This is a genomic window from Rathayibacter sp. VKM Ac-2929 (assembly GCF_022815495.1).
GTDB lineage: Bacteria > Actinomycetota > Actinomycetes > Actinomycetales > Microbacteriaceae > Rathayibacter > Rathayibacter festucae.
Genome location: NZ_JALGRV010000002.1, coordinates 679,167 through 703,498, shown reverse-complemented (window position 1 = coordinate 703,498; position 24,332 = coordinate 679,167). Strand labels below are relative to the sequence as shown.

Here is a 24,332-nt window from a genome sequence, read left to right as displayed (position 1 = left end):
GCGGTGCGGCCCGGCGGCGTGCACACTGGGGAGGTGACGAGCCCCACCGACCCCGCGCTCCGGATCCGCGAGCTGCCGATCCCCGAGCACCCGGGCGCCGGGGGCTGGGACGACTTCGTCACCCTCACCGCGATCGGCAACGCCGTCGAGGCCGAGGGCACCGGCACGGACGAGCTCGGCTTCCCCGCCGAGACGAACCTCGGCGAGTGGCGGCAGCAGGAGTTCGACCCGCGCCGCGCATTCCTCGCCGAGCTGGTGGACGCCGAGGGAGTCCGCGCGGTCGGCAGCGGCGAGCTGCACTGGAGCACCGAGGAGGGCGACGACGCGGCCTGGCTGGCGTTCTCCGTCCTCGCCGCGGAGCGCGGGCGCGGGGTCGGCTCCGCCCTGCTGGAGCGGCTGACGGCGGAGGCGCACGCGCTCGGGCGCACCGTGCTGCAGACCTGGACGGCGCACCGGGCCGACCGCTCGGGGCCGCGCCGGGCCGCGCGCTCCGGGGCGGGCTCCGTTCCGGCCGACGACCCCGGCGCGCGCTGGCTCGCCTCCCGCGGCTGGGTGCTGGAGCAGGTGGAGCGGGTCAGCGCGGTGCGGCTGCCGCTGGACCCCGTGCTCGCCGCGTCCCGGCGCCGCGGTGCCCTGGCGCACGCCGAGGGCTACGAGCTGCGGCACTGGAGCGGTGCGACGCCCGCGGAGCTCGTCGACGGGATGCTCGCCCTGCGCGCGAGCATGTCCGCGCAGGCGCCCACGGCCGGGCTGTCGGTGCCGGAGGAGACCTGGACCCGCGAGCGCCTCGAGGCGCACGACCGCGAGTCGACCGCCGGTGGACGGGTGGAGCTGACCTCGGTCGCCCTGCACGAGGACCGGCCGGTCGGCTACTGCACCGTCGACGTGCTGCCCGGCCGCGCGGCGCTCTGGGGCGCGACGCTCGTGCAGCCGGCGCACCGCGGGCACCGGCTCGGCATGCTGCTGAAGCTCGACGCGCTCGAGCACCTGGCCGCGGCCGATCCCGACTGCCGAGCCGTCTACACCTGGAACGCGGAGGAGAACCGGCCGATGCTCGCCGTCAACGAGGCCGTGGGGTTCCGGGCGATCGCCGTGGAGGGGCAGTGGCGGCTCGACGAGGTGGCGCCGTGATCCCGCTGGTGGAGCCGGGGCCGCCGCTGACCGCCGCCGAGCGCGAGCGCTTCGCCCGGCAGATCCGGCTGTCGCCGCTCGGCGAGCTCGGGCAGCGACGCCTGCGGAATGCGCGGGTGCTCGTCCTCGGCGCGGGCGGCATCGGCTCCCCGGTGATCACGGCGCTCGCCGCGGCCGGAGTCGGTCATCTCGGGATCGTCGACGGCGACGTCGTCGAGGCGTCGAATCTCGCGCGGCAGACGGCGCACGACGAGTCGTCGATCGGCTCGTCGAAGGCGGAGTCCGCGGCAGCGACCGCGCGGCGGCTCTCCCCCGGGATCGATGTGCAGGCCTTCCCCGTCTCCTTCACCGTTGCGAACGCCGACGCGCTCGTCGCCGGCTGGGACGTGGTGGTCGACGGCTTCGACACCTTCGGCTCGCGCTACCTCGCCTCCGACGCGACGACCCGGGCCGGGGTCCCGCACGTCTGGGGCTCGGCGCTCGGCTTCGACGGGCAGCTGTCCACGTTCTGGGCCGACGCGCCCGGGGGCGGAGTCACCCTGCGCGCCCTGCACCCCGGGGCCGAGGACGCGGCCGACAGCTGTGCGACGGTCGGGGTGCTCGGCTCGCTCTGCGCGGCGATCGGCTCGGCGATGGCGAGCGAGGTGGTCAAGCTCGTCACGGGCGTCGGCGAGCCGCTGTTCGGGCGGGTCGTCGTGCACGACGCGCTGGACAGCACCTGGAGCGAGCTGCCGCTGGCCCGCGCGGTGCCGCCGGTGGCTGTGGTGCTCGCCGTGGCCGGAGCGGTGACCGCCGACGAGCTGCGGGCGCGGCTCGCCGGGCCGACGCCGCCGACGGTCGTCGATCTGCGAGAGGACGACGAGGACCGCTCCGTCGCGATCCCCGGGGCCGTGCGGCTGCCGATGTCGCGGTTCGATCCGGCGCTGCTGCCCGCGGGGCCGCTGGTGCTGCACTGCGCCTCGGGAGTGCGCTCGCGGATCGCGGCCGACCGGGCGGCGGCGGCGGGGATCGCCTCCGACTCTCTGCTCGGCGGGATGGTGGGCTGGCGCTGATCCGGTCAGAGGTCCGATTCGCAGGTCTTCCGCGTTCCCTGTGCCGTCTCGCCGCGTGGCGCGGCCGACCGGAGCCGAGATCTCCTGCACAACGGACACGAGCCTGCAGAACGGCGAGGGCGCAGGGGTCAGCCGCCGGCGAAGGGCGGCAGGACGTCGACCGCGGCGCCGGCGGGCAGCGGCGTGGCGCGGTCGGTCGTCGAGACGCCGTCGACCAGGTAGCTGCAGCGGGCGAGGACGTCGGCCGCGGACGGCGCGGAGGCGACCAGCTCCGCCTCCAGGGCGGCCAGGTCGGCCACGCCGTCGAGCTCGTCGGAGGCGCGCCCGAGGGCGGCCTTCGCCGCGGCGAAGTAGCGGACGCGCACGCTCAGCCGCCGATCGCGCTCATGGTGCGCTCGGGCTGCACGAAACCGGCCCGGTTCATCTCGTGGCCGGCCGGCTTGGCCCACATCGCGCCGCGCCAGAGCTGGGCGACGTGATGGTCGTCGGCGCCGGAGCGCATCGCGCCGAGCAGGTCGGTCTCCTCGTTGGAGAAGAGGCAGCTGCGAACGCCGCCCTCGGCGGTGAGCCGGGTGCGGCGGCAGTCGCCGCAGAACGCCTCGGTGACGGAGGCGATGATGCCGACGGTGCCGAGCAGCTCGTCGGAGCCGATCGCGCGGACGTCGAAGAGCTCGGCGGGCGCGCCGTCGCGCGGCGCGGCGTTCGGCGTGAGGACGAAGCGCTCCGAGAGCAGGTCTCGGATCATCGCCGCCGTGATCATGGTGGAGCGGTCCCAGCCGTGGTCGGCGTCGAGGGCCATCTGCTCGATGAAGCGGAGCTGGTGCCCTCCGGCGAGCGCCCAGGCGAGCAGCTCGGGCGCCTCGTGGTCGTTGATCCCGGGCAGGAGCACGGCGTTGATCTTGGTCTGCTGGAGCCCGGCGGGGCCGAGCGCGTCGATGCCGGCGAGGACCCGGTCGAGGAAGGGGCGGCGGGTGACCTTCGCGAACGTCTCGGCGCAGATGGAGTCGAGCGAGACGTTCACCCGGTCCAGGCCCGCGTCAGCGAGGGACTGCGCGCGGCCGGAGAGGCCGATCGCGTTGGTGGTCAGCGAGATCTCGGGGCGCGGCTCGATCGCGGCGACGTCGCGGATGATGTCGACGAGGTCCTTGCGCAGCAACGGCTCGCCGCCGGTGAAGCGGATCTGGCGGACGCCGAACTGCTCGACGGCGATGCGGGCGAGGCGGACGATCTCCTCGCGGTTCAGCAGCGACGCGGGCGGCTGGAACGGCAGTCCCTCGGCCGGCATGCAGTAGGTGCAGCGGAGGTTGCAGCGATCGGTCAGCGAGATGCGCAGATCGTCGGCGACGCGGCCGTAGCTGTCGAGCAGCAGCGGGGTCTCGGGCCGCTCGGCCGGGAGGACCGCACCGCGTGGGCGGGGCCGGATGCCGGGGATCCCGAGTGCTGTGCTCATCCGGACAGACTACGCGCCGGATCCGGGCCGGAGCGGGCAAGATGGAGACGTCCCTGCCGCCGGTCAGGAACGCCTCCGCCCCGTCAGGAACGCCCCGCCCCGTCAGGAGCGCTTTCGCCGGCCAGGACCTCCGAGAGGACCCGATGACCTCGATCGATCTGCACGCCGCCCGCGTGCGCGCGCTGCTCTCGCCGCTGGCCACCCGCGGCGCCCGCGAGACGCTGACGCTCGCTCCCGCCGCCGTCGCCGCCGACCCGGGTGCGTACGACCGCCGCGTGCTCGCGCGCTCGGTCGACGCTCCGCTGGATCTGCCGCGCTTCGACAACTCGCAGATGGACGGCTTCGCGGTGCGCGCGGCGGACCTCGCCGCGGCGAGCGCCGGCAGCCCGGTCTCGCTGCCTGTAGCCGCGCCGATCCCGGCCGGCGACCGCGCTCCCCGGCACGAGGCGGGCACCGCGGTGCCGATCATGACGGGCTCGCCGCTGCCGGCCGGCGCCGACGCCGTCGTCGCGATCGAGACCGTCGACCCGCCGCGCTTCCCTGCCCCGGGCAGCACCGACGCCCAGGTCGCCTTCTCGCGCCCCGTCGTCGCGGCGGCCTTCGTCCGCGCCCGGGGCAGCGACGCGAGGCAGGGCGAGCTCGCGCTGCCCGCCGGCACCGTCCTCCGCGCCGCGCACTACGGGCTGCTCGCCTCGCTCGGCCTGACCGAGGTCGAGGTGCTCCCCCGCGTCCGCGTGCTGGTCGTGCCGACCGGGCACGAGATCCGCGCGGCCGGCTCGGAGCTCGAGGACGCCCAGATCTTCGACGCCAACGGCTCACTGCTGGCCGAGGCGGTCCGCGAGGCCGGTGGCCTGCCGATCGTGGTGCCCTGCGGCAGCGACCGGGCGGAGGACCTCCTCGCGCTCCTCGACGCGCACGCGGCCGAGGCCGACCTCGCGATCACCGTCGGCGGGGTCAGCGCCGGCGCCTACGAGGTCGTCCGCGACGCGCTCGGGGCGGCCGGCTCCGAGTTCGGCCACGTCGCCGTGCAGCCGGGCGGACCGCAGGGCCTGGGCCTGGTCCGGGTCCGCGACGACCTGCACCTGCCGATCGTCTCGCTGCCGGGCAACCCGGTCAGCGCCCTGGTCTCGTTCGAGCTGTTCCTGCGCCCCGTGCTCCGCTCCCTCGCCGGCCGGCTGCCGGCCGAGCGTCCCCGGCTGCGCGCGCGGCTGGCCACGCCGCTCGACTCCCCCGGGCATCTGCACCAGATCCGGCGCGGCACCCTCGACGACGAAGGGCTCGTGCACGCCGTCGGCGGGCCGAGCTCGCACCTGCTCGCGTCCTACGCTCGATCGAACGTGCTGATCCACGTCCCGATCGGGACCGAGCACGCCGCGACCGGAGACACGGTCGAGATCTGGAGGATCGATGACTGACACGACGGACACGACCGGAAGAGGCGGGACGGCCGACGGCACCGAGCTGACCCACGTCCGCGGCGACGGCGCCGTGCACATGGTCGACGTCGGCGGCAAGCAGGTCACCTCGCGGGTCGCGGTCGCGGAGGGGTTCGTCGAGACGACTCCCGACGTCGTCCGCCTCCTCGCGCAGGGCGAGCTGCCCAAGGGCGAGGCGCTCGGCGTCGCGCGCATCGCCGGGATCATGGGCGCCAAGGCCACCTCCGCGCTGATCCCGCTCTGCCACCCGCTGGTGCTCGACGGCGTCGACATCGACCTCGAGCCCGGCGACGACCGGGTCCGGATCGAGGCGCGCGTGCGCACGAGCGGCCGCACCGGCGTCGAGATGGAGGCGCTCACCGCGGTCAGCGTCGCCGCGCTCACGGTCTACGACATGATCAAGGCCGTCGACCGCGGCGCCGTCATCACCGGGATACGGGTCCTGGCGAAAGAGGGCGGCAGGAGCGGCTCGTGGAGCCGGTCGTGAGCCGCACCGCGGTCGCGGTGGTCGCCTCCACCCGCGCCGCCTCGGGCGTCTACGAGGACCGCACCGGTCCGGCGCTGCTCACCTGGTTCGAGAGCCGCGGCTGGAGCGGCCGCGTGGTCGTCGTCGCCGACGGCGACGCGGTGGGCGAGGCGATCTCCGATGCGCTCTCGGCCGGCATCGACGTGGTGATCACCACCGGCGGCACGGGCGTCGCACCGAGCGACGTCACTCCGGAGCAGACCGCGCCGCTGCTCGAGCGCGAGCTGCCCGGACTCGCCGAGGCGATCCGCGCGCGCGGGGCCGCTCACGTGCCCACCGCGGTACTCAGCCGTGGGCGCGCGGGAGTCAGCGGCCGGAGCGTCATCGTGAACCTGCCCGGCTCTCCCGGGGGCGTCCGCGACGGCATCGAGGTGCTGGAGCCGATCATCGGCCACGTGCTGGACCAGCTGGGCGGGGGCGATCATGTCCGCTGATCCCGTCGCCCTGGCCCGGATCGCCCGCGACCCCGTCACCGTCGACGAGTGCGAGCACGCCGTCGAGTCGCCGACCCACGGCGCCGTCGTCACCTTCGCCGGGATCGTCCGCGACCACGACGAGGGCCGCGGGGTGCTGCGCCTCTCCTACGAGGCGCACCCCGAGGCGCCTGCCGCACTGCTCGCCTCGGCCCGGCGGATCGTCGAGCGGTTCCCGGAGGTGCGCGTCGCCGCGGTGCACCGGGTCGGCGACCTCGTGGTCGGCGACCTCGCGCTCGCCTGCGCCGTCGCCTCCGCCCACCGCGCCGCGGCCTTCGAGGCCTGCGCGGCGCTGGTCGACGACATCAAGGCGACCGTGCCGATCTGGAAGGAGCAGTCGTTCGTCGACGGCAGCTCGGAGTGGGTCGCGTCGCTCGGCTGATCGGCCGCGGCGGGCTCGGAAACACGAGCGTCACACGTCTGGGGTTCACTGGGAGGAGCGCGCCGTCGGCGCACGGAGCGGAGGGCGCGGCATGGACCTGAACACGATCCAGCGCGTGCGCGTCGTCCGCGAGCGCGCCGACCTGGCCGCGATGGGTCCGCGCACCGCGGTGATCGGCGGCGGGTCCTGGGTGTTCTCGCTCCCGCACGACCACCTCGACGAGCTGCTCGACCTGCAGGGCTTCGGCTGGGAGCCGTACCGCGAGACGGCCGAGGGCCTCTCGATCGCGGCGACCTGCACGCTCGCCGAGCTGTCGGCGATGCCGGACGGCGGTCGGCCCGCGCACCCGCTCTTCTTCCAGTGCTGCACGGCACTGCTGGGCTCCTTCAAGATCTGGAACGTCGCGACGGTCGGCGGCAACATCGCCAACGCACTCCCGGCCGGGCCGATGATCAGCCTCACCGCGGCGCTCGACGCCGAGGCGCTCGTCTGGCGCGCGGACGGCTCCGACGCTCTCGTGCCGGTCGCCGAGCTGGTCACGGGCAACATGACGACCTCGCTCGGGCACGGCGACGTGATCCGCTCGATCGAGATCCCGCGCCGGGCGCTGGCGGCGCGGACGGCGTACCGGAAGATCGCGCTGTCGCCGCTCGGGCGCTCCGGCGCGCTCGTCATCGGCCGGGTGGACGCCGACGGGGAGGTCGTGGTCACGGTCACCGCCGCGACGATCCGGCCCGAGGTGCTGCGCTGGACGGCGCTCCCGACGGCCGAGGAGCTCGACGCCGCGCTCGGCGCGATCACGACCTGGTTCACCGACCCGCACGGCACGGCCGACTGGCGGCGCGCGGTGGTCGGCGTGCTGGCCGAGGAGATCCGCGACGAGCTGGGCGGAGCGGACCAGCCGGCGACGAGCGGCGAGACCACCCCGACCGCGGGAGGCGCCGCATGAGATTCACCGTCAACGGCGAACCGGTCGACGCGTCGCCCCGCCCCGGCCAGGTGCTGCGGACGCTGCTGCGCGACCACGAGCACTTCGAGGTCAAGAAGGGCTGCGACGCGGGCGACTGCGGCGCCTGCTCGGTGCTCGTCGACGGCACGCCCTTCCACTCCTGCCTCTACCCCGCGCACCGCATCGAGGGGCGCGAGGTCACCACCGCCGCGGGACTCGGCACTCCGGAGGAACCCGGCGCGGTGCAGCAGTCGTTCGTCGACCACGCCGCGTTCCAGTGCGGCTTCTGCACCGCGGGCATGGTCGTCACCGCGAGCGCCCTCCAGGGGGCGCGGGAGGGGGACCTCCCCCGCCTGATGAAGGGAAACCTCTGCCGCTGCACCGGCTACCGGCCGATCCGCGAGGCGGTGTCCGAGCACGTCTGCGCGCCGCCCACCGGGCTGACCCCCGTGCGGCGCACCGGGCGCACCTCCGCCGATGAGTCACGGGTGGGCCGCTCGCTCGGCGCCCCCGCCGGCCGCCGCATCGTCTCCGGCCAGGAGCCGTACACGCTCGACGTCGCCGTGCCCGGGCTGCTGCACCTCAAGGTGCTGCAGAGCCCGCACGCACACGCCCGCATCCTCTCGATGGACACCGCGGTCGCCGCGACGATGCCCGGCGTCGTGGCCGTGCTGACCGCCGCGGACGTGCCGGACATCCTCTACTCCACCGCGCGGCACGAGTCGCGGCTGGACGACCCCGACGACACCCGGATGCTCGACACCGTCGTGCGCTTCCGCGGCCAGCGCGTCGCGGTCGTCGTCGCCGAGTCGGTCGGAGTGGCCGAGGCCGCCTGCCGCGCGATCGAGGTCGAGTACGAGCTGCTGCCCGCGGTCTTCGACCCGGAGGAGGCGCGCGCGCCCGGTGCCCCGCTCCTGCACGCGGACAAGGACCCGATCGCCTCGCGAATCGCCGACCCCGGCTCGAACGTGGTCGCCGAGCTGCACGGCGAGTACGGCGACGTCGCGGCCGGCCTCGCCGAGGCGGACGTCGTCGTCGAGGGGCGGTGGACCACCTCCCGCGTCGCGCACACCGCGCTGGAGACGCACGGCACGATCGGCTGGCTCGAGGGCGACGAGCTGGTGCTGCGCACCTCCACCCAGGTGCCGTTCCTGGTCCGCGACGAGATCGCGCGGATCTTCGACCGCGACCCCGCGACCGTGCGGGTCTTCACCGCGCGGGTCGGCGGCGGCTTCGGCGGCAAGCAGGAGATCCTCACCGAGGACGTCGTCGCGCTGGCCGTGCTGGCGACCGGGCGGCCGGTGCAGTTCGAGTTCACCCGCTCCGACGAGTTCACGATGGCGCCCTGCCGGCACCCGATGCGGGTCGACGTCACGCTCGGCGCGCGCCGCGACGGGACGCTGACCGCGCTGAGCGTCGACGTGCTCTCGGACACCGGCGCCTACGGCAACCACTGCCCCGGGGTGATGTTCCACGGCACGTCGGAGTCGGTCGCGACCTACACGGCGCCGAACAAGCGCGTCGACGCGCAGGCGGTCTACACGAACAACCTGCCCTCGGGCGCGTTCCGCGGCTACGGCCTCGGCCAGGTGATCTTCGGCATCGAGTCCGCGATGGACGAGCTCGCTGGCGAGCTCGGCATCGACCCGTTCGAGCTGCGGCGGATCAACGCGGTGAAGCCGGGCGAGCCGCTCGTCGTGACCCATGTGGAGGGCGACGACATCGGCTTCGCCTCCTACGGGCTCGACCAGTGCCTCGATCTCGCGGAGGCGGCGCTCGACCGCGCGACGGGCGCGCCGGCTCCGGAGGGACCGGGCTGGAGCACCGGGCGCGGCATGGCGGTCGCGATGATCGCGACGCTGCCTCCGCGCGGCCACTTCTCGGAGGCGACCGTGTCGGTCGACGCCGACGGCGTTCTGACGATCGGAGTGGGCACCGCGGAGTTCGGGAACGGGACGACGACCGTGCACACGCAGCTCGTCGCGAGTGCGTTCGGCGCCTCGGCGGACCGGGTGCGGATCCGCCAGTCGGACACCGCCGCGGCCCGGTACGACACCGGCGCGTTCGGCTCCGCGGGGACGGTCGTCGCCGGCAAGGCCGTGTACAGCGCGGCGCTGCGGCTCCTCGCCGATCTGCGCTCGCTGGCGAAGCGGCTCACCGGTCACGACGGCAGCGAGTTCGAGCCGGACGACGAGGGGCTCCTCGCCGCCGATGGGACCCGGGTGAGCTACGCGGACCTGGTGCTCGCGGCCGGCGGACCGGTGTCGGCGACCGGAAGCGAGGACGGCGCGCAGCGCTCGCTCGCCTTCAACGTGCAGGGCTTCCGCGTCGCGGTGCACGCGCCGACCGGCGAGGTGCGGATCCTGCAGTCGGTGCAGGCGGTCGACGCGGGCTTCGTGATCAATCCGGCGCAGCTCCGCGGGCAGGTCGAGGGCGGCGTCGCCCAGGCGATCGGCTCGGCGCTGTACGAGGAGGTGATCCTCGACGGCGAGGGCACCGTGACCACGGCGATCCTGCGGAACTACCACATCCCGCAGATGGCCGACGTGCCGCCGACCGAGGTCTACTTCGCCGACACGGCCGACGAGCTGGGCCCGTTCGGCGCGAAATCGATGAGCGAGGCGCCCTACAACCCGGTGGCGCCCGCCCTCGCCAACGCCGTCCGCGACGCCGTCGGCGTCCGGCCGCACGCCCTGCCCGTCTCCCGCGACCGCGTCTGGCGCCTGCTCCACCCCGACGCGCCCCCCGTGCCGACGGTCGATGCAGGCGCGCCCCCCGGCTGACCCGAGCGGCGGCCGTGGCCAGGGCCGCCCGTGCTGGTCGAGTAGCCCTGCAGGGGCGTATCGAGACCCACCACCGCCAGCACGCGGTGTCTGCAGACCGCCCCACGGACGACCGTGGATCTCGAGACGCCCGCTTCGCGGCCTACTCGATCAGCAAGAACGGGCGGGCCGCCGCACGGGTCGCTCCCTCAGCGGCGGAGGGTGGTCCGCAATCCGGGCCGTGCTCAGTCAGACGCGCGCCGCCAGCTCCGCGCTCGCGCGGGCGACCTCGCGGGCGATCGCGTCCTCGTCCGCGGAGACGAGGTGCCCGTCCGCGACCACGGGCCGCCCGTTCACGAGCAGCAGCGTCAGCGGCGGCTGCGCGCCGAGCGCGAGGGCCGCGACCGGATCGGCGATGCCGGCGTGCTCGACCCCGTCGATCCGCCACAGCGCCAGGTCGGCGAGCTTGCCCACCTCGATCGAGCCGATCTCGTCCTGGCGGCCGAGCACGCGCGCGCCGCCGATCGTCGCGATCGAGAGCGCCTGCCGCGCGCCCATCCGGTCTGCGCCGGCGCGGAGCCGGTTCATCAGCACGGCCGCGCGGATCTCGGAGCCCAGCTGCCCGGACTCGTTCGACGCCGCGCCGTCCACGCCGAGCCCGACCGGAGCCCCGGCCGCCAGCAGTTGCGGGATCGGCGCGATGCCCGCCGCGAGCCGCGCATTCGAGGACGGGCAGTGCGCGACTCCGGTGCCCGTGGCGGCGAACTTCGCGATCGCGTCGTCGTCGAGGTGCACGCCGTGCGCCATCCAGACGTCGTCGCCGAGCCAGCCGAGCGACTCGAGGTAGTCCGTGGGCGACATCCCGAAGGTCTCGCGGGTGTAAGCGTCCTCCTCGACCGTTTCGGAGCCGTGGGTGTGCAGCCGCACGCCGAGCTGCCGAGCGAGGACCGTCGACTCGCGCAGCAGGTCCGGGGTCACCGAGAACGGCGAGCACGGCGCGATCGCGACGCGCACCATCGCCTCGAAGGAGGCGTCGTGGTAGCGCTCGACGGCCTCGCCGCTCGCCTGCAGCGCCGCCGCGGTCGTCTCGACCGCGAAGTCCGGCGGCAGCCCGCCCTGCGACTCGCCGAGGTCCATCGAGCCCCGCGTCGCGTGCAGGCGCAGCCCGAGCGTCGAGGCGGCGTCCACGATCCCGCCCACGATGTCGCCGGACCCGCGCGGGAAGACGTAGTGGTGATCACCGACGGTGCTGCAGCCCGAGCGGGCGAGCACCCCCATCGCACCGAGCGAGGCGGACCGGGTCAGATCGGCGTCGATCCGCGACCAGGCCGGGTACAGCGCGACGAGCCAGTCGAAGAGGATCGAGTCCTGCGCCCAGCCGCGGGTCAGCCACTGGTACAGGTGGTGGTGGGTGTTGACGAGCCCCGGGGTCAGCAGGTGGCCGCGGCCGTCGACCCGGGTGAGCACGACCGGCTCCGCGGACGGGAGCCCGGTCGGCGCCCGGCCGTCCAGGGCCCAGGCGGGCGGCTCCCCCGCGCCGACGGCGACGATCCGCCGGTCGTCGACGACCACGTGGCCGCCGGGGTGCTCGGCCCCGGCGGCGTCGACGGTGGCGACGTGGGCTCCGGTGATGACGTGACGCTGCATCCCCCCAGAATGCCAGCGCGGTGTTTCGCTGCGGTTTCCATCGGAGGATCCGCACCCCGGAGCGGAGCGCGCCCGCCCCTCAGCGCATCCGCCCTCGGTACCGACCTCTAGCTCGAGGCGTGGATCGGACCCGACCGCCCCGCCAGCGGCGCCCCGGATGCCCCGGCGCGCACCGCCAGCACCTCCGCGAGGATCGAGACCGCCGTCTCCTCCGGCGTCGACGCGCCGATGTCCAGGCCGATCGGCGAGTGCAGCCGGGCGAGCGACTCCTCCGCCACCCCGGCCTCGCGCAGCAGCCGCAGCCGCCGCTCGTGCGTGCGCCGCGAGCCCATCGCGCCGATGTAGGCGGCCGGCAGGGTCAGCGCCGTCTCGAGCAGCGGCACGTCGAATTTCTCGTCGTGGGTGAGCACCGCGATCACCGTGCGCTCATCCACCTCCGTCGCCGCGAGGTAGTCGGACGGCCAGTCGACCACGACCTCGTCGGCGCCCGGGAACCGCTCCGCCGTCGCGAAGACCGGTCGCGCGTCGCAGACCGTCACGCGGTAGCCGAGCAGCGCCCCGGCCGCGCAGAGCGCCGCGGAGAAGTCGACGGCGCCGAAGATCAGCAGACGCGGCTTCTCGGCACTCACGACGTAGGTCACCTCGAGCTCGGTGCCCTGGCAGGCGATCTCCACCGTCGCCGAGCGGCCCGAGGCCAGGCGCGCGGCCCGCTCGGCGAGGATCCGGCGCACCGTGTCCTCGTCCAGCGACGGTCCCACCACGTCCTGAGCGCGGGTCGCGCCCGTCAGCACCAGGCCGACGAGCTCGGCCGGCCCGCCGACGATCATCGCCAGTCCCGCCGGCCGCCCGGCCCGCGCGGCCCGCAGTTCGGCCAGCACGGCCCCCGAGCTCGCGTCGACGACGTGGCCGAAGACCCGCAGCTGCCCGCCGCAGGAGAGACCGGCCGCGAAGGCCGCCTCGTCGTCGAAGCCGAAGTGCTCCGAGCCGGAGCCGCCGGAGCCGAGCACCTCCTGCGCGAGCGCGTAGGCCTGGGCCTCGACGCAGCCGCCCGAGATCGAGCCGATGGCGCTGCCGGCCGCGTCGACCGCCATCGAGGAGCCGAGGGCACGCGGCGCCGAGCCGAAGACGTGCGTGACGGTGACCACGGCGACGCTCTCGCCCGCCTCGACGCGCGCGAGGAGCGGTACGGCGAGTTCGAGCACGGCGGCCTCCGACGTCGACGGGCGGGAGGGCGCGGAGCCGGGTCGTGCGGCCGGCGGGCGCTCACACGCGGGAAACATGCCGAGTATATGGTCGAACCCATGCCCGACGACTCCCCCTCGCTCGACCTCGTGATCCGCTCCTCCGCCGTCCTCACCGAGAACGGGACGCGGCCCGCCAGCGTCGCCGTCGCGGGCGGCCTCATCGTCGCCGTCGGCGACATCGACGCGCCCTGGAAGACCCTGGAGGAGGTCGTCCTCCCCGCCGGTCAGGTGCTGCTGCCGGGGATCGTCGACACGCACGTGCACGTGAACGAGCCCGGCCGCACCGAGTGGGAGGGCTTCGCCTCCGCCACCCGCGCTGCCGCCGCGGGCGGGGTCACCACGATCATCGACATGCCCCTGAACTCGATCCCGCCGACCACCACCGTCGCGGGGCTGGACGCCAAGAAGGCCGCGGCCGGTCCGCAGGCGCTCGTCGACGTCGGCTTCTGGGGCGGGGCGATCCCGGAGAACCTCGGCACCCTCCGCGCGCTGCACGACGCGGGCGTCTTCGGCTTCAAGTGCTTCCTCTCGCCGAGCGGCGTCGACGAGTTCCCGCACCTCAGCACCGAGCAGCTGTTCGAGGCGATGGCCGAGATCGCCGCGTTCGACGGCCTGCTGATCGTGCACGCCGAGGACCCGGACGAGCTCGAGGCGAGCGCGAACAGCGGCGGCACCTCCTACGACGCCTTCGTCGACTCCCGGCCGCCCGCCTCCGAGAACTCGGCGATCGCGAGCGTGATCCAGGCCGTCCGCGAGACGGGCGGGCGGGCGCACATCCTGCACCTGTCCTCTGCCGAGGCGCTGCCGCTGCTGCGCGAGGCGAAGGCCGAGGGGCTGCGGATCACCGCGGAGACCTGCCCGCATTACCTCACCTTCGATGCGGAGACGATCCCCGACGGCGGCACGCAGTTCAAGTGCTGCCCGCCGATCCGGGACGAGCGCAACCGCGAGCTGCTCTGGAAGGGACTGCTCGACGGCACGATCGACCTGATCGCCTCCGATCACTCCCCCGCCACGGCCGAGCTCAAGTTCGCGCACGACGGCGACTTCGGCCTCGCCTGGGGCGGCATCTCGGGGCTCGAGCTGAGCTTCCGCGCGGTCTGGACGGGCGCGCGCGAGCGCGGGATCCCGCTGGAGCAGGTCGTCGCCTGGATGTCGACGGCGACCGCCGCCTTCGCCGGGCTCGGGCAGAAGGGGCTGCTGCGGGCCGGCGCCGACGCCGACCTGGTCGCGTTCGAGCCGGAGGCCGCGTCGCCGGTGGACGTCGACGCGCTCTCGCACAAGAACAAGGTCTCCGCCTACGACGGCCGCGTGCTGCGCGGCGCCGTCGCGGCGACGTGGATCGGCGGAATCCGGGTCACGGGCGAGACCTCGGCGCCGGTCGGCCGGCTGCTCGAGCGGCCCTGAGCCGTCACCGGCAGCGGAGTCGCAGTGACGAGGCCGGGCCGCGTGTTCCGGTCACGTTTCCGCCGTGTGAACTCCCGCGGTTCCGGGCGCGGTTCCGGGCGGATCGCACAAGACTCGGGTGAGGCGGGCGCCGGACGCTGAGTGCTCCGCCGGTGCGACGGCGGCTCCGCGCGCGGCATCCTGGCAGACGGGCACCGCCCGGCCGCGGCCGCGGACTCCGCGCACCGCCACGAACCACCGAACGCGAACAGGAGCGGACATGTCGATCATCCTCGGAGACCACCAGTACGGGAAGGCCGAGAACCGCGTCGTCCGGATCTACCGCGACAGCCCCCGGCACGAGATCCACGACGTGAACGTCTCGACCGCCCTGCGCGGCGACTTCGCGGCCGCGCACCTGACCGGTGACCAGTCCGCGGTCCTCCCCACCGACACCCAGAAGCAGACCGCCTACTCCTTCGCCAAGGAGAAGGGGCTGCGCTCGATCGAGGCGTACGGCCTCGAGCTGGCCCGGCACTTCGTCGACGGCACCGCGACCGTGCACGGCGCGCGGATCGAGATCGAGGAGTTCGCCTGGGAGCGCGTCCTGGTCGACGGCGCCGAGCACGACCACACCTGGGTCCGCAAGGGCCAGGAGGTGCGCATCGCCTCCGTCACCGTCGAGGGCACCGGCGACGCGCAGCAGGTCTGGATCACCGGCGGCTTCAAGGACCTGACGATCCTCAAGTCCACCGGCTCGGAGTTCCACGGCTTCCTCACCGACCCGTACACGGTGCTCCCGCCCACCCGGGACCGCGTGATGGCGACCTCGCTGGTCGCGAAGTGGCGCTTCGCCCTCAGCGACGAGGAGATCGCCGCGAGCGACTGGGAGGCCGTCTACGCCGGAGTGAAGGCATTGATGATCAGCCGCTTCGCCACCGTGCACTCGCTCGCCCTGCAGCAGACGCTCTTCGAGATGGGCAAGGCGGTGCTGGAGGAGTTCCCGCAGATCGTCGAGGTGCGCCTCTCGGCCCCGAACAAGCACCACTTCCTCTACGACCTCTCGCCCTTCGGCGTGGAGAACGACAACGAGGTCTACCACGCCGCCGACCGGCCGTACGGGCTGATCCAGGCCGCCGTCACCCGCGACGACGCGCCGGACGCCGGGCCCGCCTGGTACGCGTACTCGGGACTGGTGTGAGCGGAGGGTCCGGTCCGGGCGCAGGCCCGCGCGGCGTGCACCGCGGCCACGTCCTGCACGTGGCCGGCCGGCCCACCGTCGAGACGGCCGCCGACGCGCTGGTCTCGATCCCCGACGGCGCGCTCGTCGTCGGCGACACCGGGACGATCCTCTGGGTCGGACCGCACGCGGCCCTCCCCCGCGACTACGCGGACTGGCCGGTCACCGGCGACGCGGGCGCGTTCCTCCTGCCGGGCTTCGTCGACACGCACCTGCACTTCCCGCAGACGTACTCGACCGACGCGTTCGGCGGCGGGCAGCTGCTGGAGTGGCTGGACACGGCGATCTTCCCGGCGGAGTCGCGGCTGGCCGACGAGGAGTTCGCGAGCCGCATCGCACGCGCCTTCACCCGCCGCCGGGTGAGCGCCGGGACGACCGCGGCGATGGTCTTCGGCTCGGCGTTCCCGCACGCGCAGGACGCGCTGTTCGAGCGGAGTGTCGCGGCGGGCCTGCGCACGGTGTCGGGTCGCGGACTGCAGACGGTCGGGCCGCCGTCCGCCGCGGCGCTGCTGACCGGCGAGGACGAGGCGCTCGCGCTCGTCGCCGAGGAGATCGACCGCTGGCACGCGGTCGACACCGGCGACCCCTCGACGGCGCTGCAGCAGGTCGCGATCGTGCCGCGCTTCTCGCTGTCGGTGACGCCGACGACGCTCGCCGGGCTCGGCGAGCTCTACGACGGTGTGCGCGACCGCGGCGTGTACGTGCACAGCCACCTCAACGAGAACGACCGGCCGGGCGACGGCGAGATCGCGGCGGTCCGGGCGAGCTTCGGCACCCGCAGCTACCTGGACACCTACGACGGGCTGTTCCTGCCCGGCTCGCAGCGCGGCGGCTCGTCCCTGCTCGGTCGCCGCACGATCCTCGCGCACGCCGTGCACTGCCAGGACGCCGAGCTGCACCGGATGGCCGCGACCGGCACCTCGATCGCGCACTGCCCGACCTCGCAGCAGTTCCTCGGCTCGGGGACGATGCCGTGGCGGCGCACCGCGGCGGCGGGCGTGACCATCGCGCTCGGCAGCGACATCGGCGCCGGCGACGAGTGGCTGCTCGCGCGGGTGGCGAACGACACCTTCAAGGTGCACCTGTCGGAGGAGGGCGACGCGTCGATCGCGCTGCACCCGGCCCAGCTGCTCTTCACCGCGACGCTGGCCGGCGCGCGGGCGCTGGACATGGAGGAGCGCTTCGGCAACTTCGACCTCGGCAAGGACGCGGACTTCCTCCGCATCGAGCCCGACCGCTGGGAGCCGCTCGCGGAGGTGCTCGCCCTCGGCGTCCGCGCCGACGACCCGGAGGAGGCGACGGCCCAGCTGCTGTTCGCCCTGCTCCTGGGCCTGCGCGAGCCCGCCATCGCGGCGGTCCACGTGCAGGGCCGCCGCGTCGTCGCTCCGTCCCTGTAGCCCCGGGCTTCATGGTGGTCGAGGAGCTCCGGAGGGGCGTCTCGAGACCCACCCGTCCGAACTGTGGGTGGATCTCGATACGCGCGCTGTGCGCGCTACTCGACCAGCGAAGGAAGCGCCTGCGCCCACGCATCATGCTGGTCGAACAGCCCCGCAGGGCCCCTTTCATGCTGGTCGAGTAGCCCCGCCAGGGGCGTATCGAGACCCACGCGCGCAGACGACGGTGGATCTCGATACGCGTGCTGCGCGCGCTACTCGATCGACATGGTTTGCTCAGCGCAGCCGCAGCGCCAGGAAGAGGTCGGCGCGGTCCGACGTGTTCGAGAGGTCGCGCTGCGTCAGCTCCTCCACCCGGGCGATGCGGTAGCGCACCGTGTTGAGGTGCAGGTGCGTCTGCTCGGCCGCGCGCACCCAGGAGCCGCCGCAGTCGAGGAACGCCGACAGAGTCGCCACCAGCTGCGAGTTGTAGCGCGCGTCGTGCTCGATCAGCCGGCCCAGCACCAGCTCGACGAACACCGCGCGCAGGTGGTCCGGCACCGCGCTCAGCAGCTGCACCGCCGAAGTCACCTCGCCGGCTGTCCCGATCCGCACCGGCGACGCGTCGCCCGGCGCGGACGGCAGCCGCAGCGCGTAGCGCGCCGACCGCAGCGCCCCGCCGAGCGCGGCCAGCGGACTCGGCGCGCTCACTCCGACCCGCAGCACCGCGCCGTCCAACGCCGCACCGGCCCGGCGCAGCGCCGCGGTCACGACGGCCAGGGCTTCGTCGTCCGCCACCGGGACCAGCGCCACCGCTCCGTCGGCATCGCGCCCCACCACGGCCCGCCCCAGGTGCGCCACCGCATCCGTGAGCACCGAGCGCGCGAGCTCGCCGTCGCCGTCCGCCGCGGCCGCCAGCACCGCGAAGCGCTCGACGCCGCCGAGGCCCAGCTGGCGGAGGTAGACCGTGGTCTCGGGCTGCTCGCTGTCCTCCTCGATCAGCTCGAGCAGCCGGTCGACGAGCGCCGCGTCGGCGAGCAGGGCCGCCTCGCGCTGCAGCCGGTAGAGCCCGATGACGCCGGTCAGCTCGGTGATCGCGTCGAGCAGCGAGGGGTGCCACTCGTTCCAGTCGCCGGCGACGACGACGAACCAGGAGGCGGCGCGGTGCTCCTCCGCTCCCGCGACGGCGAGGATCGACAGCACTCCTCCGTGCGCGTCCGGCACCGTCACCGGAGTGCGGCGCGACGTGAGGGCGGCGTGCACGACGCGGTCGACCTCGTCGGCGCTCAGCGGGTCCGCGGACGCGGCGGCGGAGCGCCCGGTCGCGGTCAGCACCCGCACCGGCCTCCCGAGCTCGGTCGAGGTGCGGGCGATCAGCTCGTCGAGCAGCTGCCCGCGGTAGACCTCGGTCAGCAGCTGCCGCTGGCGCGCGAGCCCGGCGGTCAGCCGCGCGACCCGGTCGCCCGCCAGCGCATTGGAGAGGTGCGCGGTGATCGCGGCGAAGGACACGTCGGCCGGCACGGCGAACAGCGCGACGCCGTGCGCGCGGCAGGCGGCGACAAGGTCGTCGGGCACGAAGCCCAGGAGCCCCTCGCCGGCCAGCAGCGCGACGGCGCCGGAGGAGGCGACCGCGGACACGAAGGTCTCGCTGTCCTCGGCCGTGCGCCGCCACATCATGCCGGTGAGCACGAGCTGGTCGCGCGCCAGGTAGCGGCGCGGGTCGAGCAGATCGGTGGTGAAGGTCCAGTTCACCTCGCGAGCGAGCGCCTCCTCGGTGGTGTGCACGGCGCGGATCCGCAGTGTCGGCGCGTCGAGGAGCTCCCGGAGCTGCACGCTCAGCTCCCCCGGTAGGTCGAGTAGGCGAACGGGCTCAGCAGCAGCGGGATGTGGAAGTGCGCGGCCGTGTCCTCGAGGCGGAACGCGACGACCACCTCGGGGTAGAACGACGCGGTGCCCGAGCGCTCGAAGTACACGGCGGTGTCGAAGACGACCCGGTAGATCCCCGCGGGCAGCTCGACCGGACCGAACTCGGCGACGCGGCCGTCGGCGTCGGTCCGCGCGGTCGCGATCAGCTCCCAGCCGGATCCTCGTCGCGCCTCGAGCGCGACCGGCACGTCCTGCGCCGGCCGGCCGAGCACGGCGTCGAGCACGTGCGTCGTGACGTGGCTGCGGTGCGCGCTCATCGAGCCGCCTCCGCGACGGCGCCGGTCTCGGGTCCGAGCGCGCGCACCCGCAGCACCGTGATCTCGCGCAGCTGGTCGGCGACGATCCCGCGCTCGGTGTCCTCGTCGAGGCCGAGCCGGCGCTCCAGCTCGGCGACGATCTCGGCCCGGTCGCGCCCGGCCGCGCGGATGAGGAACACCCGCCCGAACCGCTCCTCGTAGGCCCGGTTGCCGGCCAGCAGCCGCTCGGCCAGCGCCTCGTCCGGCGAGAGGCTCGACGCCTGCTCGGCGGCGGAGAAGTCGGAGGAGCGTCCGGTCCCCGCGTGCCGCTCGCCGATCCGGGGGTGGTCGGCCAGCGCCGCCTCCACCTCGTCGGCGGTCAGCGTGCGCGCGCTCGCGTCGGCCGCGGCGGCGAGAGCCCCGGTCGAGGCGTAGGGCGCGCCCGCGGCGACCTCATCGGCCCAGCGCGGGACGGCGAGGCACGCCAGCAGCGCGTCGCGGAGGGGGGTGGGGTCGGTCATGCGGTCTCCTCGTCGGCCCGGGTGTGCGGCACGATGGTCGGATGGACGTGGTGGGGGTGGTGCTCGCCGCGGGTGCCGGCCGCCGGGCGGGCGGGCCGAAGGCGCTGCGGGTCGATGCGGAGGGCGTGAGCTGGGTCGAGCGTGCCGTGGCGCGACTCGAGGACGCGGGTTGCGGGAGCGTGCTGGTCGTGCTCGGCGCTGAGGCCGACGAGGCGCGCCCCTTGGTGCCCGAACGAGCGGCGGTCGTCGTCGCGGAGGACTGGGCCGAGGGACTGTCCGCTTCCCTGCGCACCGGGCTGCGCGCCGCGCACGGTGACGCCGCCCTGGTGACGCTCGTCGATCTGCCGGACGAACCCGCCGCGGTCGGCGAGCGCGTCCTCCGCGACTCCCCCGTCGGCCCGTCGGTGCTCGCCCGCGCGACCTACCGCGGTCGCCCCGGTCATCCCGTGCTGCTGGGCAGCGCGCACTGGCGGCCGCTCGCGGCAACGCTCACCGGCGACTCCGGCGCCCGCGACTACCTCGCGCGGCACGGCGCCCTCGCGGTGGAGTGCGGCGATCTCTCCTCGGGGGCCGACCGCGACGGACCCGGCTGACGCGGTCATCCGAGCCCGCTCACGTCGAGCGCGTCGCGCAGCGCGCGCCAGGCGAGCGCCGCGCAGACCGAGCGCACCGGGTTCGCGGCGACCAGCAGCAGCGCCGCCTCGTCGCCGAGCGCTTGGCCCGCCGGGCCGTCGGGATCCGCCCCGCGACCGGACACCGCGTCGTGCGCCGCCATCGCGTCGAGGAAGGCGGCGACGCGCCCGCGGGCAGTGACCGCGTCGAGCCCGTCGAGCTCGTCCGCGAGCAGCGACGCGGAGCCCTGCGACACCTCGCAGCCGCGCCCGCTCCAGCTGATCGCCAGCGCCGTCGCGTCTCCGGAGACCCGGACCTCGATCCGGTCGCCGCAGGTCGGCGTGAGCAGCTCGGCCCGGCCGAGCACCCCGGCCGGCATCGCGTCGTCGCGCCCGACCGGGTGCCGCGCGTGCGCCCGGATCAGCTCGGCCGCCTCGGCGCTCACGGCCGCTCTTCCAACTCGGCCAGCTCGGCGTACAGGGTGCTGATGCCCGCGATCCGCTCGCGCGACTCGCGCGGCACGGCGCCGAGCACCCCGGCGGCCAGCACGGCGACCGCGCTCATCGCCGCCGCGTAGCTGTCGAAGGCCGTCTCGCTGTCGACGGGGCACTCCAGCCAGACCGCGCAGCGGTCGGCGAACCGCCGCGCGTGCGCGTCGGCGAGCAGCACGACCGGCACCCCGTGCGCGGCCAGCACCTCGACGACGACCGCGAAGGAGGCGGGCCGCCGCCGGAAGCCGACCAGCACCACCGCGTCCTCCGCACCGAGCCCGGCGATCTCCTCGCCGAGCGACTGCCCGGGCTGCGGCGCGATCCGCACTCGGGCGCGCGCCTGGGCGAGCTGCTGGCGCAGGTGCAGCGCGACCGGGTAGCTGTTGCGCAGGCCGATCACGACGACCTCGCGGGCGCCGGAGAGCAGCCGGACGGACTCCTCGAGCCGCCCGTCGGCGAAGGTCGTGGCGAGGCGGCGGAGGTTCGCGTGCTCGCTCTGGAGGTGCGCGGCGAGCGCGTCGGCGGGGGCTCCGGCCGAGGCCGGGCCGACGGGGACCCCGGAGCTGCGCAGCGCGCGGGCGTGCTCGCGCACCTCCTGCGAGTTGGAGAAGCCCAGGCGGCGGAAGAGCCGCGAGACCGTGGCCTTCGACACCCCGCTGTGCTGCGCGAGCTCGGTGGCGGTGTAGCTGGCGAGGTCGCCGAGATGGTCGAGGATGAAGTCGGCCGCGCGCTGTTCCTGCCGCGAGAGCGAGGCGTAGCCCGCGTCGATCCGACGGCCGATGCTCGGTGCGGAGGCCTCGGCGCGGTGCTCGGAGATCGGCGCCGAGGCGGTCACACCCGTCCTGCCCGCGCCTCGGCGAACGCGTGCACCGCCGCCTCGAAGGCGTCCAGTGCCGTCGCCACGTCGGCCTCGGTCACGTTCTCCTCCGGGTGGTGGCTGACGCCGCCCTCGCAGCGGACGAAGAGCATCGCGTACTCGGTGAGGTCGGCGATCGCCATCGCGTCGTGCCCGGCCTTCGAGAACAGCACCATCGGCTCCTCGTCGCCGGTCGCGCGGATGCCGGCGCGGACCACGTCCTGCAGCCAGTCGGCCGCGACGACGGCGGGCGCCCCGTGCGTCTCCTCGACGGTCAGCGCGAGCCGGCGGCGGCGGGCCGTCTCCGACATCGCGTGCTCGATCCCGTCCCAGACGGTGTCGCGGACGTCGTCGAACTCGGCCCGCAGGTCGAGCGAGAACTCCACCCGGCCCGGGATCACGTTGACCGCGCCGGGGAACGCCTCCAGGCGGCCGACGGTGGCGATCGCCCCGTGCTCGCGGGCGATGCGCTCGACGGCGAGCACGGCCTCGGCGGCCCCGGTCAGCGCGTCGCGGCGGCGGTCGAACGGCACGCCCCCCGCGTGCCCGGCCTTGCCGGTGAGGGTCAGCGCGAAGCGGCGGGCGCCGGCGATGGAGGAGACGACGCCGAGGGCGCGGTCCGCCTCCTCGAGGTACGGGCCCTGCTCGATGTGCGTCTCGAGATAGGCGAGGACGTCGGCGGCGTCGCGCGCCGCGGTCGAGATGCGCGAGGGGTCGAGGCCGAACTCGTGGAACGCCTCGACGAGGGTCGTGCCGTGCGCGTCCTCCAGCTCCCACCAGTGCTCGTCCCAGGTGCCGGCGACCGCGCGGGAGCCGAGCAGGGCCGTGCCGAAGCGGGTGCCCTCCTCGTCGCCGAACGCGACGACCTCGACGGCGAACGGCAGCCGGGTCCTAGCCGCGTTCAACCGGGAGACGACCGCGATCGCGAGCATCACGCCGAGGATCCCGTCGTAGCGCCCCGCATCGGGCACGGTGTCCAGGTGCGAGCCCAGCAGCAGCGCGGGCAGTCCGGGCGTGGCGCCCTCGTAGCGGCCGCACTGGTTGCCGGCCGCGTCCTGCCAGGTGCGCATGCCGGCGTCCTCCATCCAGCGCGCGGCCATCGCGTTGACGCGGGCGTGCTCCGGAGAGAGGTAGACGCGCTCGATCGCGCCGCGGGTGCTCGACACCGCGGCGAGCTCGTCGCAGCGCGCCATGATCGCGGCGGCGTCGACGACGCTCACGCCGCGCCTCCCCGTGCGGAGTCGTAGACGCCGTAGGCGCCCGCGACGCCGCCGCCCGGAGCGACGGTCGCGCCCGCGCGGCGCAGGACCGCCTCGAGCGCGGCGAGGGTGGTCAGCACCGTGTCCTGGCGCGCGTTGTAGCCCATCGTGCCGATCCGCCAGACCTTGCCGTGCAGCGGCCCGAAGGAGGTGCCGATCTCGATGCCGAAGTCCTCCAGCATCGCGCCGCGCACCGCATCGCCGTTCACGCCGTCCGGGATGTGCACTGCGACGACGTTGTTCATCTTGTGCGCGAGGTCGCCGAAGACGCGGAGGCCGAGACCCTGGACGCCGGCGAGCATCGCCGCACCGTGCAGCTCGTGCCGCGCGATGGTGGTGTCGAGGCCCTCCTCGACGATCAGCCGGGCGCACTCGCGCGCGCCGTAGAGCATCGTCGTGGCCTCGGTGTGGTGGTTGAGCCGGCGCGGACCCCAGTAGTCGAAGACCATGCCGAGGTCGAAGTAGTTGGAGCGGACCGGGTGCGCGCTGACCGCGTCGCCCTCGTCGCGGATCCCGGCCTCGATGCTCTTGCGCGCCTCGATCACGGCGACGGCGCGCTCGGAGAAGGTGACGGGAGCGGAGCCGGACGGCCCGCCCAGGCACTTCTGCAGGCCGGCCGAGACGGCGTCGAGGCCGAGCTCGTCGGCGCCGAACGCGTTGCCCGCGAGCGACGCGGTGACGTCGGTGTAGAACAGCACGCCGTGCTTCTCGCAGACCGCGCCGAGCTCCTCGAGCGGCTGCGCCATCGTCGTCGACGTGTCGCCGTGCACGACTGCGAGCACCTTCGGGCGCACGCGCTCGATCGCCTCGGCGATGACCGAGACCGGGAACACCTGGCCCCACTCCGCCTCGATCACGTGCACCTCGGCGCCGCAGCGCTCGGCGATCTCGCGGAGGAGGTGGCCGAAGCGGCCGAAGACGGGCACCAGCACCCTGTCGCCCGGCTCGAGCATCGAGACGAGCGCCGCCTCGATGCCGGCGCGGCTGGTGCCGTCGACCAGCATCGTCTTCTCGTTCGAGGTGGCGAAGACGCGGCGGTAGAGCTCCTGCGTCTCGTTCATCATCGAGGTCATGAACGGGTCGTACTGGCCCACCAGCTGCGCGGACATCGCGCGGAGCACCCGCGGGTCGGCGTTGATCGGGCCGGGGCCCATCAGCAGCCGGGGCGGCGGGTCGATGGGGAGGAACGTCGAGATCGCGGGCGCGGTCGGAATGGGAGCCACCTTCTTCGCAGTCGGACGTGCAGAGAAAAACCTGTTTCAGGTCACGACTCTACTGCAACAGACGTTTCGTCGATGTTTCGGCGCCGGAGGGTCCACGGGGAAGAGACGCCCGCAGCCTTTGCTGGTCGAGTAGCCCCGCAGCGGCGTATCGAGACCC

23 protein-coding genes are annotated in these 24,332 nt (G+C 74.6%); 12 read left to right on the top strand and 11 right to left on the bottom strand.

What is annotated here, in order from left to right; translation table 11 throughout:
* The first annotated feature begins 33 nt into the window (after positions 1–33).
* Together MT355_RS21580 and MT355_RS07840 are read left to right on the top strand one after the other, a co-directional pair.
* Positions 34–1,131 carry a GNAT family N-acetyltransferase gene (locus MT355_RS21580; RefSeq protein ID WP_243599099.1) on the top strand — a complete coding sequence of 366 codons (1,098 nt, stop codon included), beginning with the start codon at positions 34–36 and terminating at the stop codon, positions 1,129–1,131.
* Positions 1,128–2,183: a ThiF family adenylyltransferase gene (locus MT355_RS07840; RefSeq protein WP_243599098.1), complete on the top strand. Its 1,056-nt coding sequence runs from the start codon at positions 1,128–1,130 to the stop codon at positions 2,181–2,183. The genes MT355_RS21580 and MT355_RS07840 overlap by 4 nt, the downstream gene beginning before the upstream one ends.
* A 128-nt stretch (positions 2,184–2,311) precedes the next feature.
* Here MT355_RS07840 and MT355_RS07835 read toward each other — a convergent pair whose 3' ends face one another.
* Together MT355_RS07835 and moaA are read right to left on the bottom strand one after the other, a co-directional pair.
* On the bottom strand, positions 2,312–2,548 hold the full coding sequence (locus tag MT355_RS07835; protein ID WP_308197315.1) for a MoaD/ThiS family protein: 237 nt from the start codon (positions 2,546–2,548) through the stop codon (positions 2,312–2,314).
* Positions 2,549–2,550: 2 nt separating this feature from the next.
* Positions 2,551–3,633, bottom strand: coding sequence for a GTP 3',8-cyclase MoaA (gene moaA, locus MT355_RS07830; RefSeq protein ID WP_132437818.1), 1,083 nt, complete (start codon positions 3,631–3,633; stop codon positions 2,551–2,553).
* A 143-nt stretch (positions 3,634–3,776) separates the two neighbouring features.
* Here moaA and glp point away from each other — a divergent pair, with 143 nt between their 5' ends.
* The 6 genes from glp to MT355_RS07800 all read left to right on the top strand — a co-directional run bounded on the left by glp (position 3,777) and on the right by MT355_RS07800 (position 10,182).
* Positions 3,777–5,048, top strand: a complete 1,272-nt coding sequence (gene glp / locus MT355_RS07825; RefSeq protein ID WP_243599097.1) for a gephyrin-like molybdotransferase Glp — start codon at positions 3,777–3,779, stop codon at positions 5,046–5,048.
* On the top strand, positions 5,041–5,556 hold the full coding sequence (gene moaC, locus MT355_RS07820; protein WP_279392148.1) for a cyclic pyranopterin monophosphate synthase MoaC: 516 nt from the start codon (positions 5,041–5,043) through the stop codon (positions 5,554–5,556). Before glp ends, moaC begins: the two co-directional genes overlap by 8 nt.
* A complete protein-coding gene (locus tag MT355_RS07815) occupies positions 5,553–6,029 on the top strand; it encodes a molybdenum cofactor biosynthesis protein B (RefSeq protein WP_123446009.1) in 477 nt (158 codons plus the stop codon). Before moaC ends, MT355_RS07815 begins: the two co-directional genes overlap by 4 nt.
* Positions 6,019–6,450: a molybdenum cofactor biosynthesis protein MoaE gene (locus MT355_RS07810; RefSeq protein ID WP_243599096.1), complete on the top strand. Its 432-nt coding sequence runs from the start codon at positions 6,019–6,021 to the stop codon at positions 6,448–6,450. The genes MT355_RS07815 and MT355_RS07810 overlap by 11 nt, the downstream gene beginning before the upstream one ends.
* A gap of 91 nt (positions 6,451–6,541) precedes the next feature.
* The gene (locus tag MT355_RS07805) at positions 6,542–7,399 is read left to right on the top strand and encodes a xanthine dehydrogenase family protein subunit M (RefSeq protein ID WP_243599095.1); all 858 of its coding nucleotides are present in this window, start codon (positions 6,542–6,544) and stop codon (positions 7,397–7,399) included.
* Positions 7,396–10,182 carry a molybdopterin-dependent oxidoreductase gene (locus MT355_RS07800; protein WP_243599094.1) on the top strand — a complete coding sequence of 929 codons (2,787 nt, stop codon included), beginning with the start codon at positions 7,396–7,398 and terminating at the stop codon, positions 10,180–10,182. Before MT355_RS07805 ends, MT355_RS07800 begins: the two co-directional genes overlap by 4 nt.
* Positions 10,183–10,410: 228 nt before the next feature.
* Here MT355_RS07800 and MT355_RS07795 read toward each other — a convergent pair whose 3' ends face one another.
* Together MT355_RS07795 and MT355_RS07790 are read right to left on the bottom strand one after the other, a co-directional pair.
* Positions 10,411–11,808 (bottom strand): 8-oxoguanine deaminase, encoded by a 1,398-nt coding sequence (locus tag MT355_RS07795; RefSeq protein WP_243599093.1) that lies wholly within the window; start codon positions 11,806–11,808, stop codon positions 10,411–10,413.
* A 107-nt stretch (positions 11,809–11,915) separates the two neighbouring features.
* On the bottom strand, positions 11,916–13,010 hold the full coding sequence (locus MT355_RS07790) for an XdhC family protein (protein ID WP_243599092.1): 1,095 nt from the start codon (positions 13,008–13,010) through the stop codon (positions 11,916–11,918).
* A gap of 99 nt (positions 13,011–13,109) precedes the next feature.
* Here MT355_RS07790 and allB point away from each other — a divergent pair, with 99 nt between their 5' ends.
* From allB to MT355_RS07775, 3 genes are all read left to right on the top strand, one after another.
* On the top strand, positions 13,110–14,459 hold the full coding sequence (gene allB, locus MT355_RS07785) for an allantoinase AllB (protein WP_243599091.1): 1,350 nt from the start codon (positions 13,110–13,112) through the stop codon (positions 14,457–14,459).
* 259 nt (positions 14,460–14,718) lie between these two features.
* On the top strand, positions 14,719–15,639 hold the full coding sequence (gene pucL, locus MT355_RS07780; protein ID WP_123703219.1) for a factor-independent urate hydroxylase: 921 nt from the start codon (positions 14,719–14,721) through the stop codon (positions 15,637–15,639).
* Positions 15,640–15,674: 35 nt separating this feature from the next.
* Entirely contained in the window at positions 15,675–17,075 is a 1,401-nt protein-coding gene (locus MT355_RS07775; RefSeq protein ID WP_243599090.1) for an amidohydrolase family protein, read from the top strand.
* Between the two features lie 273 nt (positions 17,076–17,348).
* Here the strand turns inward: MT355_RS07775 and MT355_RS07770 are convergent, their stop codons facing one another.
* The 3 genes from MT355_RS07770 to uraD are packed head-to-tail and all read right to left on the bottom strand — an operon-like array spanning position 17,349 to position 19,734.
* Positions 17,349–18,884, bottom strand: coding sequence for a helix-turn-helix domain-containing protein (locus tag MT355_RS07770; RefSeq protein WP_243599089.1), 1,536 nt, complete (start codon positions 18,882–18,884; stop codon positions 17,349–17,351).
* Positions 18,885–18,886: 2 nt separating this feature from the next.
* A complete protein-coding gene (gene uraH, locus MT355_RS07765; RefSeq protein WP_243599088.1) occupies positions 18,887–19,234 on the bottom strand; it encodes a hydroxyisourate hydrolase in 348 nt (115 codons plus the stop codon).
* Positions 19,231–19,734 carry a 2-oxo-4-hydroxy-4-carboxy-5-ureidoimidazoline decarboxylase gene (gene uraD / locus MT355_RS07760; RefSeq protein WP_243599087.1) on the bottom strand — a complete coding sequence of 168 codons (504 nt, stop codon included), beginning with the start codon at positions 19,732–19,734 and terminating at the stop codon, positions 19,231–19,233. Before uraD ends, uraH begins: the two co-directional genes overlap by 4 nt.
* Before the next feature lie 41 nt (positions 19,735–19,775).
* On the opposite strand from uraD, the gene MT355_RS07755 reads away from it, so the two are divergent.
* Positions 19,776–20,327 carry an NTP transferase domain-containing protein gene (locus tag MT355_RS07755; protein ID WP_243599086.1) on the top strand — a complete coding sequence of 184 codons (552 nt, stop codon included), beginning with the start codon at positions 19,776–19,778 and terminating at the stop codon, positions 20,325–20,327.
* A 5-nt stretch (positions 20,328–20,332) separates the two neighbouring features.
* On the opposite strand, the gene MT355_RS07750 is transcribed toward MT355_RS07755, so the two are convergent.
* The 4 genes from MT355_RS07750 to MT355_RS07735 are packed head-to-tail and all read right to left on the bottom strand — an operon-like array spanning position 20,333 to position 24,106.
* Entirely contained in the window at positions 20,333–20,791 is a 459-nt protein-coding gene (locus MT355_RS07750; protein WP_243599085.1) for an iron-sulfur cluster assembly scaffold protein, read from the bottom strand.
* Positions 20,788–21,672 carry a MurR/RpiR family transcriptional regulator gene (locus MT355_RS21575; protein ID WP_243599084.1) on the bottom strand — a complete coding sequence of 295 codons (885 nt, stop codon included), beginning with the start codon at positions 21,670–21,672 and terminating at the stop codon, positions 20,788–20,790. The genes MT355_RS07750 and MT355_RS21575 overlap by 4 nt, the downstream gene beginning before the upstream one ends.
* Positions 21,669–22,913 (bottom strand): allantoate amidohydrolase, encoded by a 1,245-nt coding sequence (locus tag MT355_RS07740; RefSeq protein WP_243599083.1) that lies wholly within the window; start codon positions 22,911–22,913, stop codon positions 21,669–21,671. Before MT355_RS07740 ends, MT355_RS21575 begins: the two co-directional genes overlap by 4 nt.
* Positions 22,910–24,106: an alanine--glyoxylate aminotransferase family protein gene (locus tag MT355_RS07735; protein ID WP_123735632.1), complete on the bottom strand. Its 1,197-nt coding sequence runs from the start codon at positions 24,104–24,106 to the stop codon at positions 22,910–22,912. Before MT355_RS07735 ends, MT355_RS07740 begins: the two co-directional genes overlap by 4 nt.
* Positions 24,107–24,332 lie beyond the last annotated feature (226 nt).

Excerpts from the sequence above, each read along its gene's own strand:
- moaA (WP_132437818.1), bottom strand. The coding sequence starts at position 3,633 with ATGAGCACAGCACTCGGGATCCCCGGCATCCGGCCCCGCCCACGCGGT.
- glp (WP_243599097.1), top strand. The coding sequence starts at position 3,777 with ATGACCTCGATCGATCTGCACGCCGCCCGCGTGCGCGCGCTGCTCTCG.
- moaC (WP_279392148.1), top strand. The coding sequence starts at position 5,041 with ATGACTGACACGACGGACACGACCGGAAGAGGCGGGACGGCCGACGGC.
- MT355_RS07810 (WP_243599096.1), top strand. The coding sequence starts at position 6,019 with ATGTCCGCTGATCCCGTCGCCCTGGCCCGGATCGCCCGCGACCCCGTC.
- MT355_RS07805 (WP_243599095.1), top strand. The coding sequence starts at position 6,542 with ATGGACCTGAACACGATCCAGCGCGTGCGCGTCGTCCGCGAGCGCGCC.
- MT355_RS07800 (WP_243599094.1), top strand. The coding sequence starts at position 7,396 with ATGAGATTCACCGTCAACGGCGAACCGGTCGACGCGTCGCCCCGCCCC.
- MT355_RS07795 (WP_243599093.1), bottom strand. The coding sequence starts at position 11,808 with ATGCAGCGTCACGTCATCACCGGAGCCCACGTCGCCACCGTCGACGCC.
- allB (WP_243599091.1), top strand. The coding sequence starts at position 13,110 with ATGCCCGACGACTCCCCCTCGCTCGACCTCGTGATCCGCTCCTCCGCC.
- pucL (WP_123703219.1), top strand. The coding sequence starts at position 14,719 with ATGTCGATCATCCTCGGAGACCACCAGTACGGGAAGGCCGAGAACCGC.
- uraH (WP_243599088.1), bottom strand. The coding sequence starts at position 19,234 with ATGAGCGCGCACCGCAGCCACGTCACGACGCACGTGCTCGACGCCGTG.
- uraD (WP_243599087.1), bottom strand. The coding sequence starts at position 19,734 with ATGACCGACCCCACCCCCCTCCGCGACGCGCTGCTGGCGTGCCTCGCC.
- MT355_RS07755 (WP_243599086.1), top strand. The coding sequence starts at position 19,776 with ATGGACGTGGTGGGGGTGGTGCTCGCCGCGGGTGCCGGCCGCCGGGCG.
- MT355_RS07735 (WP_123735632.1), bottom strand. The coding sequence starts at position 24,106 with ATGGGCCCCGGCCCGATCAACGCCGACCCGCGGGTGCTCCGCGCGATG.